The sequence below is a fragment of the Nonomuraea insulae genome, assembly GCF_042656245.1.
This window is the reverse complement of record NZ_JBHSPA010000052.1, coordinates 285,112-304,273: the sequence shown is the minus strand read 5'-3', so window position 1 is coordinate 304,273 and position 19,162 is coordinate 285,112. Positions and strand designations below refer to the sequence as shown.

Below are 19,162 nucleotides of genomic sequence, written 5' to 3'. Positions count from 1 at the left end.
TTCCGCGAGCAGGGCGTCAAGCCGGACCTGCTGCTGCCCATGAAGACGATCATCGACCAGCGCGCGGCACGCGGCCTCGGCCACGAGGGCTTGTCCGGCCTGATCGAAGAGCTCTAGGCGCTGCGGGGACGGAAGGCGGTCAGAAGAGCTCTAGGTGGTGCGGGGGCGGAAGGCGGCCAGGGGGATGGGGACCCAGGAGGGCCGGTTGCGGGCCTCGTACACGACCTCATAGACCGCCTTGGACAGCTCGAACGCCCGCAGCAGCGCCGCGTCCGCCGGCGTGATCACACCGCCGCCCTCGATGTACCCGTCGAGGAAGGCGGTCCGGTTGCGGTCGGCCCACTCCTGGGCCCGTGGCTCCAGCAGCGCGGCATCCGAGCGGCCGGCCAGCAGGTGGCGGGCCGCGTAGTCGAACGAGCGCAACATCCCCGCCACGTCCCGCAGCGGCGAGTACAACGCCCGGCGTTCGGCCAGCGGCTGCCCGGGTTCGCCCTCGAAGTCCAGGATCACCCAGTCCGTCGGCGTGCGCATGACCTGACCGAGGTGGTAGTCGCCGTGAACGCGTTGCACAGGCACCTCGCTGGTGAGCAGCTCCACCTGGTGGTAGGCGTCCTCAATGGCGCCCACATGCTGCCGTAGCTCCGGAACCTCCGCCACGGCCCGGCCCAGCCGGCGGCGGAAGGACTCGGCCATGCGCTTGATCTCGGGGATCTCCACGACGTCGGTGGGGAAGGCGGCGGCGAGCTCGTGGTGGACGCGGGCGGTGGCGGTGCCCAGCCGCAGCGACTCGGCCGCGAAGTTGCCGCCCGCCTCGCCCGCCGGGACCTCGGGCAGCGAGGCGTACAGGTCGCGCACGCTGGCCAGCGCGAGGTCCCAGCCGTCGTTGGCGGGGGACAGGAACTCCTGCATGATCGCCAGGGTGGTGTCGGTGCCGTCGAGGTCGGTCTCGATCCACCCGTACGGCTGCGCGATGTGCGGCGCGCCCCTGGCGGCCAGTGCGGCGATGACTTCCAGCTCGGGGTTCACACCCGGGATGAGCCGGCGGAAGAGCTTGCAGATGTAGGCGTCCCCGTACACGAGGGAGGTGTTGGACTGCTCCGCCCCCAGCACCAGGCTGCGCGGGGCGGTGTCGATGGTGACGCCGGGCACGTGGCGCATCCGCAGGCCGCTGCGGGTCTCGTCGTGCGCCATGCCGTCGAGCAGCCAGCTCATCCGGTCGGAGTCGTGCACGGCGTCGTAGAGGTAGGTCTCCCCGATGGTGCCGATGAGCGCGTGCGTGAGCCGGTCGGGGATCTCGGCCCGCTCGCCCAGCAGGACCTGGTAGCGGTCGCGCGAGCCCTCCTGCCAGACGGCCGCGACCAGGTGTCGCAGCCCGGGCGTCAGTTCGACGTCGGAGTCGATCGACAGTTCGTCGATCGGGCGCCCCTTGCCGCCGAACCAACGCTGGCGGCCGATCCAAGCGGCAAGGAGCTCGTCAAGCACGTCCTACTCCTCCTGGGTGATGGCCGGCGGGAGTGTGAACCAATAGAACCCATGCCCGGGAAGCGTCAAAAGATACGGAAGTTCGCCAATTGCCGGAAATGGTACGCCTCCCATGGTTTCCACAGGGGAGACGCCGACAAACCTCCGCAGATCAAGCTCCACAGGTTGCGGGAATCGTGACAGATTGTTCACGCAGAGCATCCGGTCGTCGCCGAGTTCCCTGACGAAGGCGAGCACGCTGGGGTTGGAGGAATTGAGCTCCGCGTAACCGCCCAGCCCGAAGACAGGGTGGCGTTTGCGGATCTCGATCATGCGCCGGGTCCAGTGCAGCAGCGAGCCGGCGTTCTTCTGCTGGGCCTCGACGTTGATGCCCTGGTAGCCGTAGATCGGGTCCATGATGACCGGCAGGTAGAGTCGGCCGGGGTCGCAGTCGGAGAAGCCGGCGTTGCGGTCGGGGTCCCACTGCATGGGTGTGCGCACGCCGTCGCGGTCGCCGAGCCAGATGTTGTCGCCCATGCCGATCTCGTCGCCGTAGTAGAGCACGGGGGAGCCGGGCAGCGACAGGAGCAGGGCGGTGAACAGCTCGATCTGGTTGCGGTCGTTCTCCAGCAGGGGTGCCAGGCGGCGGCGGATGCCGACGTTCGCCCGCATACGGGGGTCTTTGGCGTACTCGGTGTACATGTAGTCGCGTTCTTCGTCCGTGACCATTTCGAGCGTCAGCTCGTCATGGTTGCGCAGGAAGATTCCCCATTGGCAATGTTCCGGAATTTTCGGCGTTTGCGCCAAAATTTCGGAAATGGGGTAGCGCGATTCCCGGCGTACGGCCATGAAAATGCGGGGCATCAGCGGGAAATGGAAGGCCATGTGGCATTCGTCCCCGCCACCGACCGGATCGCCGAAGTACTCCACCACGTCGGACGGCCACTGGTTCGCTTCCGCCAGCAGTACGCGGTCCGGGAACAGCCGGTCGACCTCGGACCTGATCGACTTGAGATATTCGTGCGTCCTCGGCAGGTTCTCGCAGTTGGTGCCCTCTTCCTCGAAGAGGTAGGGGACCGCGTCCAGCCTGAACCCGTCGATGCCCAGGTCGAGCCAGAACCGCAGCACCTCCAGCATGGCCTCCTGCACGGCCGGGTTCTCGTAGTTGAGGTCCGGCTGGTGGTGGAAGAAGCGGTGCCAGTAGTACTGGCCGCGCACCGGGTCGTAGGTCCAGTTGGAGGTCTCGGTGTCGATGAAGATGATCCGGGCGTCCTGGTATCTCTCGTCGGTGTCCGACCAGACGTAGAAGTCGCCGTACGGCCCCTCGGGGTCGTGCCGGGACGCCTGGAACCAGGGATGGGCGTCGCTCGTGTGGTTCATGACCAGGTCGGCGATGACGCGCATGCCGCGTTTGTGCGCCTCGTCCACCAGCTTCACGAAGTCCCCGAGGTCGCCGAACTCGGGCAGGATCTTCATGAAGTCCGCGATGTCGTAACCGCCGTCGCGCAGCGGCGAATCGAAGAGCGGCAGCAACCAGAGGCAGTCGACCCCCAGCCACTGCAGATAGTCGAGTCTGCTGATCAGACCCTTCATGTCGCCGGTCCCGTCGCCGTTGGAGTCGGCGAATCCCCTGATCAGGACCTCATAGAAAACCGCCCGCTTGTACCAGTAGGGGTCGCGCGGCTTTTCCTCGTCGAAGGTGTTGGGAATGGGTGTGGAGCTCATGAGTCGCCCCGCAGGTGGCTCATGAGGGAGGCGCTTTCACACACGTCGAAGACTCCCCGCTGAATTCTGTTCTACCGTGGCGCGGCTCGTACGGTGAGAATATGGGCTGGCTGGATGTGGGGGTCGAGGCGTACATAGTTGCTCTGCCTCCAGCGGTACGACTCGCCTGACAATTCGTCGTCGACGACGAACTCCGCGTTCCAGTCGAGACCAATGGCAGGCAGCTCCAGATCCACCGTCGCCTCGTGGGTGTGGTGGGGGTCCAGATTGACGACCGCCAGGATGACGTCGCCCATTCCGTGCCTTCGTGTGGCCACGTCGTAGGCGCCCGGGAGCCGTTTCGAGAAGCAAACGATGTCCGGTTGATCGACCCTGTGGAACCGTAGGTTACGCAATTCTTGCAGCGCCGGATGCGCTCTTCGGAACAAATTCAGGTGGGTGATGAAGGGAGCCAGGCTCCGTCCTTCGCGTTCGGCCGTAACCCAATCGCGTGGTTTGTATTGATATTTCTCACTATCCAGGTATTCCTCGCTTCCTGGGCGTACCGGGATGTTCTCCCCGAGCTCGTACCCGGAGTAGACACCCCACGCGGGCGACGCGAGCGCGGCCAGCACCGCTCTGATCTTGAACGCGGGCACTCCGCCGTGCTGCAGGTACTCGTGCAGGATGTCCGGCGTGTTCACGAACAGGTTCGGCCGCAGATAGGACGACGTCTCGTGGGAGAGCTCCGTGAGATAGCTCTCCACATCCGCCTTGGAGTTCTTCCAGGTGTAGTACGTGTACGACTGATGGAAGCCGACCTTGGCCAGCATGCGCATCATCGGCGGCCTGGTGAACGCCTCCGACAGGAAGATCACATCGGGGTCGCTCCGATGGATGTCGGCCAGCATCCGCTCCCAGAACGCCACCGGCTTGGTGTGCGGGTTGTCCACCCTGAAGATGCGCACCCCGTGGTCCATCCAGTGCCGCAGCACCCGCTTGACCTCGTTGTAGACGCCCTCGGGGTCCTTGTCGAAGTTGACCGGGTAGATGTCCTGATATTTCTTGGGCGGGTTCTCGGCGTACGCGATCGACCCGTCGGCCCTGATCGTGAACCACTCGGGGTGTTCCTTCACCCACGGGTGGTCGGGGGCGCACTGCAGGGCGAAGTCGAGCGCGATCTCCATGCCCAGCGCCCGCGTGCGCTCCACGAACTCGTCGAAGTCCTCGATCGTGCCCAGGTCGGGGTGGACGGCGTCGTGGCCGCCGTCCTCCGACCCGATCGCCCACGGCGAGCCGGGCTCGTCGGGCTCGGGGCTGAGCGTGTTGTTGCGCCCCTTGCGGTACGTGGTGCCGATCGGATGGATGGGCGGCAGGTAGACGACGTCGAAGCCCATCTTGGCGATGGCGGGCAGCCTCTTCCCCGCCGTCTGGAAATTTCCGGACTTGGAGATGCCGTGCTCGTTGACGATCGCGCCTTCTGACCTGGGGAAGAACTCATACCAGGAGCCGTACAGCGCCCTGCGCCGGTCCACCCTGACCTTGTGCGACTTGGACCTGGTCACCAGCTCGCGGAGCGGATGCGCCTCCAGCAGCGCCGCCGTCTCGGGGAGCTGGGCGATCGACAGCCGCGCCCGCGGGTCCAGGTCCTCATCGCGCAGCGTGGCCGCGATCGACAACAACGCCGCCCGGTGCCCGCACGCGCTGTCGCCGTTGCCGTTGCCGTTCTGCTTGCGCTGGGTCTTCTTGAGCGCCTGCGCGTTGGGGCAGTCGGCCGGGCGTACGGCCTTGGCCGCGCGCTCGAACAGCCGGGCGCCCTCCTCGCACATGAGATCGACGTCCATCCCACGCGGGATCTTGATCTCGGCGTCGTGCAGCCAGGTGCTGAGCGGGTCGCTCCATGCCTCCACGCGGAACAGCCAGTCGCCCTCGGCCGGCAGGCACACGTCCGCACCCCAGCGGTCGGTGCCGGGGGCGATCTCGCGCATCGGTCTCAGGCGGCCACGCTGCCCGTCGGGCGAGGTGAGCACCACGCCCGCGGCCACGGCGTCGTGGCCCTCTCTGAACACGGTCGCCGAGACCTGGAAGGTCTCGCCGGCGACCGCCTTGGCGGGCCACGGCCCGCAGTCGACGACGGGGGAGATGTCCGTGATGGGAATTCGTCCGATCATCGCATTCAAGGGTTTGCGGCGGCACTCCCGGTGCCGCCGGAGGCTTTCCCTGGCAGGAACGATCCTTGCATGTAAATTGTGGACAGCAGTGGATAGACCTCCCGAGAGTGTCTGACGGAAGGTCCAACAACGTGGAAAGTTGCCCCAATAGTCCCTCTTCATGCTTGTTCCCGGAAGGGGTTTGAACGGCCTTCATGGGGGTGAAGGACTCAGAGGTCCCTCCTAGCCCGTAGGGTGCAGAAACGTGAGAGCTATCCGCCGGTTTACCGTCCGCACCGTCCTGCCCGCGGAGCTGGCCGCCCTCGGCGAGCTCGTCCACAATCTCCGCTGGTCATGGCACCCGGAGACGATGGACCTTTTCGCGGAGGTCGACGCCGACCTGTGGGAACAGGTCGGGCACGATCCCGTGGCGCTGCTCGGCGCCGTCACCCCGGCCCGCCTGGCCGAGCTGGCGGCCGACCGCCGCTTCCTGCGCCGCCTCGCCGACGCCGCCGACGACCTGCGCGAATACATGGTCTCCCCGCGCTGGTACCAGACGTTGCCCGACAGCGCGCGCGCCATCGCCTACTTCTCCCCCGAATACGGCATCGCCGCGGCTCTGCCGCAATATTCGGGCGGCCTCGGCATCCTGGCCGGCGACCATCTCAAGGCGGCCAGCGACCTCGGCGTGCCGATCCTCGCGGTCGGCCTGCTCTATCGGCACGGCTACTTCACCCAGTCCCTGTCGCCAGAGGGCTGGCAGTTGGAGCACTACCCCTCGCTCGACGCGGGCGGGCTGCCGCTGAGCCTGCTGAAGGACACCGACGGCACGCCGGTCAAGATCCGCCTGGCGCTGCCGAACGACCGCGTGTTGCACGCGCAGGTGTGGGTGGCCCAGGTCGGACGCGTGCCGCTGCTGCTGCTCGACTCCGACGTGGCCGACAACGACGCCGCGGCCAGGGACATCACCGACCGCCTCTACGGCGGCGGCACCGACCACCGGCTCCTGCAGGAGCTGCTGCTCGGGGTCGGCGGCGTACGCGCGATCAGGGCCTACTGCAAGATCACCGGCCACGCGGACCCCGAGGTCTTCCACACCAACGAGGGCCACGCCGGATTCCTCGGCCTGGAGCGCATCCGCGAGCTGACCGAGGCGCGGATGTCGTTCGACGAGGCGCTTGAGGCGGTCCGGGCCGGCACGGTGTTCACCACGCACACCCCCGTCCCCGCGGGCATCGACCGCTTCCCCAGAGACATGATCGAGCGGCACTTCGGCGGGGCGGGCGCCTGGCCGACCGTGCCGGTGGAGCGCATCCTCGCGCTGGGCGCGGAGTCCGACCCCCACCGGTTCAACATGGCCGTCATGGGCATGCGGCTGGCCCAGCGGGTCAACGGCGTGTCCGAACTGCACGGCGAGGTCAGCCGGGACATGTTCAAAGATCTTTGGCCCGGTTTCGACCTGGACGAGGTGCCGATCGGGTCGATCACCAACGGCGTGCACGCGCCCACCTGGGTCGGCAGGGAGTTCATGGAGCTGGCCGGCCGCGAGCTGCCCTCGCTGCTGGAGCGGGCCCGCGGCTGGGAGGGCATCCAGAAGATCTCCGACGCCGACATCTGGGAGATCCGCGGCACGCTGCGCCAGCGGCTGGTCGAGGGCGCCCGGGTGCGGTTGCGCAGGTCGTGGCGCGAGCGCGGGGCCTCCGACGCCGAGCTGGGGTGGATCGACGACGCGCTCGACCCCGGCGTGCTGACGATCGGGTTCGCGCGGCGGGTGCCGTCGTACAAGCGGCTCACGCTCATGTTGCGCGACCCGCAGCGGCTGAGTGAGCTGCTGCTCGATCCGGACAAGCCCGTGCAGATCGTCATCGCCGGCAAGGCACACCCCGCCGACGAGGGCGGCAAGAAGCTGATCCAGCAGATCGTCAAGTTCGCCGACCAGCAGAAGGTACGCCACCGGATCGTGTTCCTGCCCGACTACGACATGACGCTCGGGCAGCTCATGGTCCAGGGCTGCGACGTCTGGCTGAACAACCCGCTGCGCCCGCTGGAGGCGTCCGGCACGTCGGGCATGAAGTCCGCGCTGAACGGCGGGCTCAACCTGTCGATCCGCGACGGCTGGTGGGACGAGTGGTACGACGGCACCAGCGGCTGGGCCATCCCCACCGCCGACGGCGTCAACGACCAGGACCGGCGTGACGAGCTGGAGGCCAACGCCCTCTACGACCTGATCGAGCACGAGGTGTCCGACCGCTTCTACGACCGCGCGCTCGACGGCCTGCCGCGGCGCTGGATGGAGATGGTCAAGCACACGCTGGCCTCGCTCGGGCCGAAGGTGCTGGCCGGGCGCATGTTGCGGGACTACGTGGTGGGCCTGTACAACCCGGCCGCGGCCTCCGCCCGCGCGCTGAGCGCCGACTCCTACGCCCCGGCCAAGGCGTTCGCCGCCTGGCGGGTGCGGGTGACCAGGGCCTGGCCCGGCGTGCGCGTCGAGCACGTCGAGGCGGCGGGCGGGGAGGACACCCCCGAGGTCGGGGCCTCCGTCGAGCTGCACGCCACGGTCGCGCTCGGCGACCTGGAGCCGGACGACGTGCTGGTCCAGGCCGCGTACGGGAAGGTCGGGCCGCACGACGAGCTGGTCCATCCGGCGTACGCGACGTTGTCGGTGCAGTCGGTGGACGACGATCGGCGGGCGCACTACACGGGTGTGGTGCCGCTCGATCGCACGGGGGCGTTCGGTTACACCGTGCGGGTCGTTCCGTACCACCCGCTGCTCGCCACTACGGCGGAGCTGGGGCTGATTGCGGTTCCCGAGGAACCCGCAGGTATGACGAACGGAACATTGCGTTAAAGAGGCGGCATAATCGGGGGGTGGACGACGGGAACGGCCTGCGGGCCGACACTCTGGTGGCCACGGTCCGCGGTGTGCTGCCGTCGTTGACGCCTGCCGCCCAGACCGTCGCTCGCCTCATTCTGGAAAGCCCCGCTACGGTGGCCAGGAGCACCATCACGGAGCTCTCGGCCGCCTCCGGCACCAGCGAGGCCACGATCGTGCGCACCGCCAGGCTGCTCGGCTTCGCCGGGTATCCACAGCTCAGGCTGGCCCTGGCGGCGGCGGCCGCGCAACCCGACAGGCTGGTCCCCGGCGACCTCGCGCCGGACGACCCGCTGTCGGAGGTCATCCAGAAGGTGGCGCGGGCCGAGTCGGAGGCGATCAACGACACCGTCGCCCAGCTCACCTCCGAACGGTTAGGCCTGGTCGTGGACGCCATCGTCGGGGCCCGGCGGATCGACGCCTACGGGGTCAGCGCCTCCGGGCTGGTGGCCGAGGACGTGGCGCAGAAGCTGATGCGCATCGGCCTGTCCAGCCACGCCTTCCAGGACGTGCACCTGGCCCTGACGAGCGCGCCGCTGCTGCGGGCGGGCGACGTCGCGATCGGCATCAGCACCTCCGGCGAGACGCCCGACGTGCTCGAACCGCTGAGCCGGGCCAAGGAGGCCGGGGCCACCACGGTCGCGATCACCAACAATCCGCGCTCGTCCATCGCGGAGCTGGCCGAACACGTGCTGATCTCGGCCGGGCGCGAGACGGAGTTCCGTCCCGGCGCCCTGGCCAGCCGGATCAGCCAGCTCCTCGTGGTGGACTGCGTGTTCGTCGGCGTCGCCCAGCGCACGTTCGACTCCTCTCAGAAGGCGCTCGAAAGCACCAGGCGCGCCGTCAGGGACTTCACCCGGAGAACGTCACCCGCACGTCGTCAGCCTTGACGTACATCACGCGGTGGCCGAACTGGATCTCCAAGTACTTGGTCTTGCCCCGCACCACCTGGTGGTCCTCCAGGTTGAAGGTGACCGCGCGGTAGTACTCGGCGGGGGCGGCGCCCGCGAGGGTGTACTTCTCGCCGGCCGAGAACGTGTACTGCAGCGGGGTCACCGCCTGGTACGGGACGCCCTCCGGGTAGGCCTCCTGCTCCGGGTAGGCCCTGCCGTACACGGGGACCGTGGCCTTGCCCGCCTTCGGTGTGACGACGAGGCCCATGGAGGGCACGGCGGTCGGGGCGCCGGCCGGGTTGTGGAACCACGCCTTCTGGCCCAGGTACCAGATGGCCGTCCAGTCGCCCTGGCGGTCGGCGACGGCGAAGCGCTGGCCGGTGCTGGCGCGGGCGCTGTGGTCGTACACGCTGTAGAGGGAGCCGCCGGTGGGGTGCTTGCCGATGTCCTTGACAAGCGGCGCGTCCTCGCGGGGCTCGGTGCGCAGCCAGACGGTGCCGGCGCTGAGCGGCGGGCAGTCGGCTGAGGGGTTCTTGCGGTCGCAGCCGTAGAAGTACGGCTTATTCGTGGCGAAGTCCGGCTTTATCATGATCGATCCCGCCCTGGGCCCGCCGAGCTGGTGCAGCGGCGCTCCCATGAGCTGGAAGTAGTGCGTCCAGTCCCAGAACGGTCCCGGGTCCTCGTGCATGCCCCGCACGGTGGAGGGGATGGTGCCGGGGACGTTGTCGTGGCCCAGGATGTGGGCGCGGTCCAGCGGCACGCCGTTCCTGAGCGCCAGGTAGCGGACCAGGCGAGCCGAGGAGCGGTACATCGCCTCGGTGTACCAGGTGCCGCCCTCGGCCAGGAAGCCCTCATGCTCGATGCCGATGGACTTGGCGTTGATGTACCAGTTGCCGGCCTGCCAGGCGACGTCCTTGGCCTTGACGTGCTGGGCGATGTGGCCGTCGGTGGAGCGTACGGAGTACTGCCAGCTCGCGCCGTAGTTCGGGTCCTGGTTGAGGCCGATGGAGGGCAGGAAATATCCCTCCATGTCGTGAATGATGATGTAGTCGATCTTCTGGCTGACCGGCCGGTTGGCCAGGTCGTAGTGGCCGTAGTCGTTGTCCGGCAGCTCCTGGTAGGCGGCCGGAATCCACTCACAGGAGATCGAGGCGGGACATTCCACGCCGTCGGGGCGGGAGGGGCGCAGTCCGAGCTTCTCCAGCCACTTCTCGATCTTCTGCAGGCCCGGCACGGCCGGCAGCTTCACCTGCTGCCCGTCGTCCGTCGTCCGCTCGGTGCCCGACTTGATCGTGGCGAAGACCTCGTCGGCGAAGTATTTGGCCGCTCCGGACTCTTCGGCGCCCGAGTATTTGGCGACGGCGCCGTACCACTGGCCGGGCTCGTCGCTGAGCGGGGCGCCGAGCGCCTTCTGGTAGTCGGCCAGCAGCGCCGCGCCGCCGCGGATGTTGGCGGCGTCGTCCGTACGCAGGCGCTCGTCGCTCTCCCCGGTCAGCGCGGCGGCCCGTTCCATGGTGCGCAGCGAGGCGGGGAGGTTCGCGGGCGAGGGCCCAGTGGTGGGCGCCGCGGTGGGCGCGGGCAGCGGCCGGCTGTCGTCGCCGCGCGCGTCCTCCGCCCCCTCGCCGTGATGGTTGGCGGAGGTGAACGAGGCCGCGTCGGTCAGGTGCATGGGCCCGAACCCGGCATCGCTGGAGGGCTGCCCGGCGTGGGCGTCCCAGCGGGATTCGAGGTAGGAGACGCCCAGCAACACGCTCTCGGGTACGCCGAACTCCTTGGCGGCGGCCGCGAAGGCCTGCTGCCGATCGGCGGGCTCCTGGGCGTGAGCTGCGGTGATACTGCTTAAGGGCAGGAGAGCGACCACGGAGATCGCCAGTAGTCTGCGCATGGACCACTCCTCGGGGACTGGGGGGTGCATCGTGCAGTTCAGCGTCTCAACATTTTCCTTCTCAGGCGAGATCTTTGCGAAGCTATTTTTCATCCATTAACGATCGCCGTGCCACGAATGCCACAGACCGGCATAAACGCCGTCGGCCTCGACCAGTTCGTCATGCGTGCCCAGCTCCGTGAGCCGCCCGTCCTGCATGACCGCCACCCGGTCCGCGTCGTGGGCGGTCTGGAGGCGGTGGGCGATCGCTATGACCGTACGCCCCGCCAGCACGGCGGCCAGGGCGCGCTCGGTGTGGCGGGCCGTGCGCGGGTCCAGCAGCGCGGTGGCCTCGTCGAGGATCAGCGTGTGGGGGTCGGCCAGCACCACGCGGGCCAGCGCCAGTTGCTGGGCCTGCGCGCCGTCAGGACGGTGGGCGCCCAGGTCGGTGTCCAGGCCGTCCGGGAGGTCGCCGATCCAGTCGGCGCCCACGGCGGTCAGGGCCGCGTGCAGGTCGGCGTCGGCGGCGGAGGGGGCGGCGATCCCCAGGTTGTCCCGTACGGTGCCGAGGAACACGTGGTGCTCCTGGGTGACGAGCAGGACGCGCTCGCGCAGCCGCCCGGGGTCGAGGTCGGCCACGGGGACACCGCCCACCGTGACCGAGCCGGCGAGCGGGGCGTCCATCCCGGCCAGGAGCCTGCCGAGGGTCGTCTTGCCCGCGCCAGAGGGGCCGACGATCGCCAGGCGCTCGCCCGGGCGTACGGACAGGTTCACCTCGTGCAGGACGTCCGGGCCGCCGTCGTAGGCGTAACGCACGCCCGAGACCTCCAGCTGGTCGCCGACCGGCACCGGGGAGTCCGGGCCGGGCTCGGGCGCGAGGGGCAGCCCCTCGACGCGGGCGAAGGAGGCGGTGCTGCTCTGCAGGAGTTCGAGCTGCTCCAGGATGGTGTTCAGGGGTTGTGAGAGCTGGCGCAGGTAGAGGGCCGAGGCGACGACCGTGCCCAGCGTCATGGCGCTCGGCTCCCGCATCATCAGCGCGCCGCCGAGCAGCAGGACGGCGGCCACGGGGATGGTGTACGAGACGTCCACGATCGGGAAGAGCACACTGCGCAGGAACAACGTCCTGATCCGCGTGCGCCGGCACTCCTCGATCGTCTCCCTGCACGCCAGCAGGCGGCGGCGTTCGAGCCTGAGCGCCTCCACCGTGCGGGCGCCCCCGGTCGTGGCGGCCAGCTCCTCCGCCAGCGCCGAGTTCGCCGCGCCCTCGGCCAGGTAGGCCCCCATCGCCCGCCGCAGGTACCACCGGGAGGCGAACCAGATGCCCGCCAGCCCCAGCACCCCGCACACGCCCAGCAGCGGATCGAGCACGAAGACGGCGACCAGGATGAACAGGGCCTGCACGGCGGCGATGGCCACGTCGGGACCGGCGTCGCGCAGCGTGGCCCCGACCGCCGCGACGTCGGTGGTGCCGCGCGTGGTCAGGTCGCCGGTGCCGGCCCGCTCGACCGCCGAGACCGGCAGGCCGAGCGCCCGTTCGGTGAACCGCTCCCTGATCCTGGCCAGCGTGCGCTCGCCGAACCGGTGGCCGACAAAGCTCGCGTACCTGGACAGCACGAGCTGGGCCACGGCGCAGACGAGGATGGCCAGGGCCATCCGGTCCACGGCGGCGACCCCCGCACCTGACTTGACCTCGTCCACGATCCGCCCGAGCAGCCACGGAGCGGCCAGCCCCGCGGCGGCGGCCAGGCCGTTGAGCGCGAGCATGGCGGCGAAGGCGCGGCCGTCCACCCGGATGAGCCTGAGCGCGGCGCGGCGGGTCTGGGCGGGCTCGGCGACCGGCAGTCTCATCGGACCTGCTCCTCATCGCGGGCCACGAGCAGCCGGTAGCCGGGATGGTCGCGCAGCAGGTCGTGATGCTCGCCCGTCGCCTCGACCACCCCGTCCACCAGGAAGTACACGATGTCCGCCCGATCCAGGACAAGAGGTGAGGTGGTGGCCACCGCGGTGGTGCGCCCGGCCCGTGCCGTACGCAGCCTTTCCGCCACCGTCGCCTCGGTATGGGCGTCCAGAGCCGACGTGGGCTCGGCGGCCAGGAGCACCTCAGGATCGGCCAGCAGCGCCCTGGCCAGCCGCACCCGCTGCCGCTGCCCGCCGGACAGGTTGCGGCCCTGGGCCGAGATGGGCGAGTCCAGCCCGTTGGGGAGCGCCCGCACGATGTCCTCGGCCATGGCCGCGTGAACGGCGGGCCCCACCTCGCCGGCGTCCCCGCTGCCCTCGATGACCTCGCGCAGCGGCCCGGCGAACAGATCCGCCTCGTTGTCGGCCACCAGGACGCGCTCGCGTAACTGGGCCGGGTCGATGTCCCCGAGGGGGATCCCGCCCCAGGTCGCGGCCGATGCGGTGAACCCGCCCAGGCGGTCGAGCACCGCCGCCGTCTCCGCCGGCCGGGCGCTGACCAGGGCCGTCACCTTCCCCGGCACGATCTCGACCCCGGAGGCGGGATCGTGCAGAACGGCCGGCGACGCGGGTGGCGCGGCGTCACCGTGCTCGACGTCGGGCTTCAGGGTCAGGAAGTTGACGACCCGGCGGGCGGCGACGAGGCCGCGGCTGAGGTCGTAGCCGCCCTCGACGAAGAACGCGACCGGCACCACCAGCACGGCCGTGTACCCGTACACGGCCACCAGTTCCCCGACCGTGATGTCGCCCTGCACGGCCATCCGGGCCGCCAGCCACGTCACCGCGCCCAGGAACAAGGTCGGCAGGCCGACGCCCAGGGCATGGATCCAGCTCGTCACCGCCCCGACCCGGTAACCCTGCTCCCGCAGGTCCTGCGAGCCGCGGCGGTAGCGGTCGGCGTACACCTCCTTGCCGCCGATGCCGTTCAGCACCCGCAGCCCTCCGGCGATGTCGGCGAACCGGGCGGCGAGATCGCCCTGCCGCGCCCGGTAGGCCGTCTCCGTGCCGCGCAGCCGTCCCAGCAGCGGGCCGAGCAGCGCGACCAGCAGCGGCACACCGAGCAGCACCACCGCGGCGAGCAGCGGCGAGACGGCCAGCAGCAGCCCGGCGACCACGATGTAGGCCAGGACCGCGCCGACGCCGGGACCGGTGATCGTCAGCGTGCTCGCCATCATGGCCGCGTCGCTGAACCCGATCGTGACCACCTCCCCGGCCGTCACCTTCCGCGGCAGCGCCGCGCCCAGGCGCGTCGCGTGCAGGGCCACCACCTGTACGGTCCTGAACACGGCGTCCATCCGCACCCTCGTCATCGTCCGGTGCCGCATGATCGCCAGCCACGCGTTCAGCACGCCGGTGCCGAGCACCGCGCCCACCCAGCCCACCAGCGCGGGCCAGCGTCCCGTGGCCAGGCCGTCGTCGATGGCGCGGGACAGGAAGTACGGCGGCAGCGTCAGGCACACCATCCACGCGGTGCCCAGGCAGGCCCCGGCCAGGATCCGGGCGGGCTGGCTCGTGACCAGCCACCACAGGTACCGTCCTGGGCTCCGGCAGTCGGGGGTTCCGGGGGCCATGATCGGTTGCGCCATGTATTGCACATTAGCGACACGTGTTTCCCGTTATGGCACCGGACCTTTACGGCACGAGAACGACCTTGCCCGTGGTCTGCCTGGACTCCAGCGCGGCGTGGGCCTCGGCCGCCTGGGACAGGGGGAAGGACTGCACGGCCGGCACGAGCGTGCCCTCGGCCGCCGCCGCGAGCGCCCTGGCCTCGTACGCCCGCCCGTCGTCCGGCCGGCCGATCAGGATCAGCAGGGCGTTGGTCACCGTCAGGCCGCGCTCCTCGACCGTCTGAGGGTCCGGCTCGAAGGGCTGGCCGGAGGCGCTGCCGATGGTGACGTACCGGCCGCCGTCGGCCAGCAGTTCGACCGCCGCCCGCGCCTTGTCGCCGCCCACCCCGTCGAGCACCGCGGTGACCTTCCTGCCGCCGAGCCGCTCGGCGACGGCCTCCTGCCAGCCGGGCTCGTCGTAGTCCACCGCCAGATCCGCGCCCAGCTCGCGCACGGCCGCCACCTTGGCCGGCCCGCCGGCCGCGCCGATCACCTGCGCGCCCAGGCGGCGGAGGTACTGGACGAGCAACCGGCCGATCCCGCCCGCCGCCGAGGTCACCAGGACGACGTCGGAGGCGGTCGGCTCGGCCACGTCCAGGAACCCCAGCGTGGTCACGCCGGTGACGATCATGGCGACGGCCGTCTCGTGGTCGAGCCCGCCGGGCAGCCGGTGCAGGGCCGTCACGTCGGCCACGGCCAGCTCCGCGTACCCGCCCGGCTGCCCGCCTGCCGTCACGACCTCCCGGCCGATCCAGGCGGGGTCCACGTCCGGGCCCACGGCGTCCACGGTGCCCGACACCTCGCCGCCGAAGATCGACGGGAGCTCGGGCAGCGGCGGCAGCGCCCCGCCCTTGCGACCGGTCCGCAACATCGTCTCGACCAGGTGCACACCGGCCGCTCTGACGGCGATGCGCACCTGGCCGGGGCCGGGCTCGGGGTCGGGGACGGACTCGTAGCTGAGGTTCTCGGCGGGGCCGAAGGAGTGCAGGACGACGGCGTGCATGTTCTCTCCCGTTAGGTCGTGTCCTACAAGCCTGCAACCTCGACCAAGCTTGAGGTCAACTGATGTCCAGGACGGCCTTTCCGTGCAGGCGGCCTTCCAGCAACGCTCCGACGGCCTCGTCCGCCCGATCCCAGCCGCCGCGCCACGAGATGCCCGGGTCGAGGTCGCCGGCGGCGACGCGGGCGGCCAGCCAGGTCAGGTCGGGTACGAGGTCGGCGCCGTCCAGCAGGTAGAAGGTGACTAGGGAGCGGTCGTGCCGCCCGCAGTCGCCGAAGAGGGCGCCGAACGGGAAGCTCTCCCCTTCGCCCGTGCCGTGGCCGACGGCGACCAGCGTGCCGTGCGGTGCCAGCTTGCCGAACGCCGCGACGAGCTGGGCCCCGCCGACGTTGTCCACTACGCCGTCCACCAGGCCGGCGGCCTGCTCCGGGTGCTTGATCACCTCGTGCGCGCCCAGTTCGCGAAGGCCGTCGCCGTGCCCGGCCGGGTCGCCGGTGGAGGCCAGGACGTGGGCGCCGCCGAGGCGGGCGAGCTGCACGGCGTAGCGTCCGACGCCGCCGGTGGCGCCCGTCACCAGGACGCGCTTGCCCAGCAGCGGGCCGATCCTGCGCAGGGCGCGCAGCGCGCTGGCGCCCGCCACCGGGATCGTGCTGATCGCGCCGAGATCGGCCCCGGCCGGGACGACGCCGAGCATGGCGGTGTCCACGGCGCGCGACTCGGCCCAGGCGCCGTCGGCGTCAAGAGTGATCACCGGGGTGCCGGCGGCCGGGCCTGAGCCGTCGGCGGCGGCGCGCTCGACCACGCCGGCGGCGTCCCAGCCCAGCACCACCCCGTCCTGGGAGTTGGCGATGGCGTGCTTGACCTCGCCGAAGTTGAGTGAGGTGGCGCTGACGCGCACCAGGGCCTGGTGCGGTTCGGGTATGGGGTCGGCGGTCTCGCCGAGGCGCAGGCCGGAAGCGGTCGAGTGATCGGTGAGCAGGGCTCGCATGAATTCACACCTCTCGTGGAAGCAACGTACGCCACCTTATGCCACTCAGTGGCATAAGCGTGCAAGTGGCGTTCGCCGCTCGCATACACTTGCCCCCATGACCACCCCGACCCCGTTGCGCGAACGCAAGAAGCAGCGCACCCGCCAAGCGCTGATCGACGCCGCCCTCGACCTGTTCGGCAGCCGCGGCTTCGGCGGGGTCACCCTGGATGAGTTGTGCGACGAGGTGGAGGTGTCCAAGCGCACCTTCTTCCGCTACTTCGGCGGCAAGGAGGAGGTCGCGATAGCTCCCCTCGAAGACATGTGGCGGGCCTTCCTGGAGGAGCTGGAGACGGTCGCGCCCGACGGCCGGCCGCTGCTGGAGCTGATGGAGACGACGCTGCTGGCCGCGCTGGATCGGGTGGCCGACGAGGCGTGGGCCGGCCGGGCGCTGCGGAGCTACCGCCTGATCCAGGACAACTCCTCGATGAACGCGCACAGCCTGCACTTCTGCGAGAGCACCATGCGCTCGGTGATGGAGGTGCTGCACCGCAGGCTCGACCTCCCCGGCGACGCGCGACCCCGGCTCGCGGGAGACATGCTGGTCGCCGCCTGGCACTACGCCCTGGACGTCTGGGCGGCCACGGCCGGGGACGGGCAGGAGCTGGCCGCGGGCGTCCACGACGCCATCGCCGCCCTGCCCGGGGGGCTCACGCTCACCGCGAACCCCCGCCCTGGTGTCACGACGTGAACAGGTGCCGCCAGCGCTCCGCCGCCGCCAGCATGTCCTGGTTGGTGTGGTGCAGGAACATGGCCACGGTCCGCATGCGCCGGCCGGTCGGGGTGTTCGCGCCGAAGATCCTGGCGCCTTCGAGGGTGGTCTCCGCGAGCATGGCGTTGCGTTCCGCGCTGGCCAGGTAGGAGCGGTACCAGACCTCGTTGTCGACCACGTATCGGTCGCGCCGCCGCCGCTCGTCGCGCTCGCGCCTGATCAGCCCCTGCTCCTCCAGGTACGCCACGGCGGTGGAGACCGAGGCCGGGCTGACCCCCAGGCGTTCGGTCAGCTCCCTGGCCGTGAGCGTGCCGTTGTCGGTGACGGACAGGCAGGTGAGGATTCTGGCCATCATCCTGGGCAGGCCGGTCAGGACCAGGGTGTCGGTCATGCGCTCCTCGAACGCGCGCGCCGTCCTGACCCCTCGCCCGTAGCCCGTCTTCGGCGTCGGCCGGGTCTGCGCCGCGGCCGGTTGACGGCGGGAGCGCTGCGCGGTCGCCTGCTGGGCACGGTCGGCCCGGTAGTCCCGCGCCCCGCCGTTGCGCTGGACCTCGCGGCTGATCGTGGAGGTCGGCCGGTCGAGACGCCGGGCGATCTCGGCGTAGCCGAGTCCTTCCGCCAGGCCCGCCGCTATCTGCCGGCGGTCCTGATGAGTGAGCCTGCCTCCCGGCATCCTGCCTCCAGCATTGCGTTCGAGGTCATTCATTGCAACAAAGTCTATTGCGTTAAGCCACAGGGCCAGTGCAATCTTCGCCCTCTATAACCTGCGTTTATGCCATCAAGGCAGCCTACAGCTGATTGACCGAATGGTGAACGCAACGTAGCTTTTTGCTCTGTCTGAACACGTACTATCGCGAATCAGGAGAGCTGCGATGAACGACCTTCAAACCATCCTCGACCAGGCCGTGGCCGACGGCGGCGTGCCGGGGATCCTCGCCGACGTGCGCGACGGGAGCAGGACCTGGTTCGGCACGGCGGGCGGGCGCCAGCAGTCGGACCAGTTCAGGATCGGCAGCCTCACCAAGGCCTTCACCTCGACCGTGGTGCTGCAACTCGACGCCGAGGGCGAGCTGAGCCTCGACGACACCGTGGAGCGCCGGCTCCCCGGAATGGTGCCGAACGGCGGCGAGATCACCGTCCGGCGGCTGCTCAACCAGACCAGCGGGCTCTTCAACTACACCATGGACGAGAAGCTGCTGGCCAGATACGTCGGGCCCGGCTTCCTCAAGCACCGCTTCGACCGCGTCACACCCGAAGAGCTCGTGAAGGCCGCCATGGGCTACCCGCCCGCCTTCGCGCCGGGGGAGGGCTGGGGCTACTCCAACACCAACTTCGTGCTCGCCGGGATGATCATCGAGAAGGTGACGGGCAGGTCGTACGCGGAGGAGGTCGAGCGGCGCATCGCCCGCCCCCTGGACCTGACCGGGACGTACGTGCCCGGCGACGACACCGCCCTGCGCGGCCCCCACAGCCGCCACTACTCCAAGCTCATGCTCCCCGACCCCGACGCCGAGATCCACGACGCCACCGAGATGGACGCCTCCAGCGCCTGGGCGGCCGGCGGCATGGTCTCGACCTCCGGCGACCTGCACCGGTTCTTCCACGCGCTCCTGGGCGGCCGGTTGTTGCCGGCCGAGCAGCTGGAGGAGATGTTCACCGGTGTCTCGACCGAGGGCTCAGGATGGATCCCCGGCACCACGTACGGGCTGGGCGTCTTCTGGCAGCGGCTGTCCTGCGGGACGACGGTCTGGGGTGGCGGCGGCGCGATCAACGGCTCCTGGACGTACGCGATGGGCAGCCGCGACGGCGAGCACTTCCTCGTCGGCAACGTCAGCGGCGACTGGGGCGACCCCATCGGCATCTTCACCCGACTCCTCGAGGCCGAGTTCAGCCCCCGTTGATCCGCTCCGCCGAGC

Annotated in this window: 13 protein-coding genes; 4 read left to right on the top strand and 9 right to left on the bottom strand. The window is 70.0% G+C overall.

What is annotated here, in order from left to right; genetic code table 11:
* Positions 1-150 precede the first annotated feature (150 nt).
* The 3 genes from ACFPZ3_RS41310 to ACFPZ3_RS41300 form a co-directional block, all read right to left on the bottom strand.
* The gene (locus tag ACFPZ3_RS41310; RefSeq protein WP_379519816.1) at positions 151-1,482 is read right to left on the bottom strand and encodes a maltokinase N-terminal cap-like domain-containing protein; all 1,332 of its coding nucleotides are present in this window, start codon (positions 1,480-1,482) and stop codon (positions 151-153) included.
* 3 nt (positions 1,483-1,485) lie between these two features.
* Entirely contained in the window at positions 1,486-3,186 is a 1,701-nt protein-coding gene (treS, locus tag ACFPZ3_RS41305) for a maltose alpha-D-glucosyltransferase (protein WP_379519815.1), read from the bottom strand.
* Positions 3,187-3,257: 71 nt separating this feature from the next.
* Positions 3,258-5,336, bottom strand: a complete 2,079-nt coding sequence (locus tag ACFPZ3_RS41300) for an alpha-1,4-glucan--maltose-1-phosphate maltosyltransferase (protein ID WP_379519814.1) — start codon at positions 5,334-5,336, stop codon at positions 3,258-3,260.
* Positions 5,337-5,580: 244 nt separating this feature from the next.
* Between ACFPZ3_RS41300 and glgP the strand changes: the two genes are divergently transcribed.
* Entirely contained in the window at positions 5,581-8,163 is a 2,583-nt protein-coding gene (glgP, locus tag ACFPZ3_RS41295; RefSeq protein WP_379519813.1) for an alpha-glucan family phosphorylase, read from the top strand.
* Positions 8,164-8,183: 20 nt separating this feature from the next.
* Positions 8,184-9,077, top strand: a complete 894-nt coding sequence (locus ACFPZ3_RS41290) for a MurR/RpiR family transcriptional regulator (protein WP_379519812.1) — start codon at positions 8,184-8,186, stop codon at positions 9,075-9,077.
* On the opposite strand, the gene ACFPZ3_RS41285 is transcribed toward ACFPZ3_RS41290, so the two are convergent.
* The 5 genes from ACFPZ3_RS41285 to ACFPZ3_RS41265 all read right to left on the bottom strand — a co-directional run bounded on the left by ACFPZ3_RS41285 (position 9,040) and on the right by ACFPZ3_RS41265 (position 16,495).
* Complete coding sequence (locus tag ACFPZ3_RS41285) at positions 9,040-10,965, bottom strand: N-acetylmuramoyl-L-alanine amidase (RefSeq protein WP_379519811.1); 1,926 nt, start codon at positions 10,963-10,965, stop codon at positions 9,040-9,042. The two genes, ACFPZ3_RS41290 and ACFPZ3_RS41285, sit on opposite strands and share 38 nt — an antisense overlap.
* A 96-nt stretch (positions 10,966-11,061) precedes the next feature.
* On the bottom strand, positions 11,062-12,792 hold the full coding sequence (locus ACFPZ3_RS41280; RefSeq protein WP_379519810.1) for an ABC transporter ATP-binding protein: 1,731 nt from the start codon (positions 12,790-12,792) through the stop codon (positions 11,062-11,064).
* On the bottom strand, positions 12,789-14,486 hold the full coding sequence (locus ACFPZ3_RS41275; RefSeq protein ID WP_379519809.1) for an ABC transporter transmembrane domain-containing protein: 1,698 nt from the start codon (positions 14,484-14,486) through the stop codon (positions 12,789-12,791). The genes ACFPZ3_RS41280 and ACFPZ3_RS41275 overlap by 4 nt, the downstream gene beginning before the upstream one ends.
* Positions 14,487-14,532: 46 nt before the next feature.
* A complete protein-coding gene (locus tag ACFPZ3_RS41270; RefSeq protein WP_379519808.1) occupies positions 14,533-15,510 on the bottom strand; it encodes a zinc-binding dehydrogenase in 978 nt (325 codons plus the stop codon).
* A gap of 55 nt (positions 15,511-15,565) precedes the next feature.
* Positions 15,566-16,495: a zinc-binding dehydrogenase gene (locus tag ACFPZ3_RS41265; RefSeq protein WP_379519807.1), complete on the bottom strand. Its 930-nt coding sequence runs from the start codon at positions 16,493-16,495 to the stop codon at positions 15,566-15,568.
* 97 nt (positions 16,496-16,592) lie between these two features.
* Here ACFPZ3_RS41265 and ACFPZ3_RS41260 point away from each other — a divergent pair, with 97 nt between their 5' ends.
* Positions 16,593-17,225, top strand: coding sequence for a TetR/AcrR family transcriptional regulator (locus ACFPZ3_RS41260; RefSeq protein WP_379519806.1), 633 nt, complete (start codon positions 16,593-16,595; stop codon positions 17,223-17,225).
* Here ACFPZ3_RS41260 and ACFPZ3_RS41255 read toward each other — a convergent pair.
* Positions 17,215-17,952 carry a helix-turn-helix domain-containing protein gene (locus tag ACFPZ3_RS41255; protein WP_379519805.1) on the bottom strand — a complete coding sequence of 246 codons (738 nt, stop codon included), beginning with the start codon at positions 17,950-17,952 and terminating at the stop codon, positions 17,215-17,217. The genes ACFPZ3_RS41260 and ACFPZ3_RS41255 overlap by 11 nt on opposite strands.
* Before the next feature lie 166 nt (positions 17,953-18,118).
* Here ACFPZ3_RS41255 and ACFPZ3_RS41250 point away from each other — a divergent pair, with 166 nt between their 5' ends.
* The gene (locus tag ACFPZ3_RS41250; protein WP_379519804.1) at positions 18,119-19,147 is read left to right on the top strand and encodes a serine hydrolase domain-containing protein; all 1,029 of its coding nucleotides are present in this window, start codon (positions 18,119-18,121) and stop codon (positions 19,145-19,147) included.
* Positions 19,148-19,162 lie beyond the last annotated feature (15 nt).

What these genes read in the sequence shown, in the direction of transcription:
- treS (WP_379519815.1), bottom strand. Translation starts at nt 3,186, where the DNA reads ATGAGCTCCACACCCATTCCCAACACCTTCGACGAGGAAAAGCCGCGC.
- ACFPZ3_RS41300 (WP_379519814.1), bottom strand. Translation starts at nt 5,336, where the DNA reads ATGATCGGACGAATTCCCATCACGGACATCTCCCCCGTCGTCGACTGC.
- ACFPZ3_RS41285 (WP_379519811.1), bottom strand. Translation starts at nt 10,965, where the DNA reads ATGCGCAGACTACTGGCGATCTCCGTGGTCGCTCTCCTGCCCTTAAGC.
- ACFPZ3_RS41280 (WP_379519810.1), bottom strand. Translation starts at nt 12,792, where the DNA reads ATGAGACTGCCGGTCGCCGAGCCCGCCCAGACCCGCCGCGCCGCGCTC.
- ACFPZ3_RS41275 (WP_379519809.1), bottom strand. Translation starts at nt 14,486, where the DNA reads ATGGCGCAACCGATCATGGCCCCCGGAACCCCCGACTGCCGGAGCCCA.
- ACFPZ3_RS41270 (WP_379519808.1), bottom strand. Translation starts at nt 15,510, where the DNA reads ATGCACGCCGTCGTCCTGCACTCCTTCGGCCCCGCCGAGAACCTCAGC.
- ACFPZ3_RS41265 (WP_379519807.1), bottom strand. Translation starts at nt 16,495, where the DNA reads ATGCGAGCCCTGCTCACCGATCACTCGACCGCTTCCGGCCTGCGCCTC.
- ACFPZ3_RS41260 (WP_379519806.1), top strand. Translation starts at nt 16,593, where the DNA reads ATGACCACCCCGACCCCGTTGCGCGAACGCAAGAAGCAGCGCACCCGC.
- ACFPZ3_RS41255 (WP_379519805.1), bottom strand. Translation starts at nt 17,952, where the DNA reads ATGAATGACCTCGAACGCAATGCTGGAGGCAGGATGCCGGGAGGCAGG.
- ACFPZ3_RS41250 (WP_379519804.1), top strand. Translation starts at nt 18,119, where the DNA reads ATGAACGACCTTCAAACCATCCTCGACCAGGCCGTGGCCGACGGCGGC.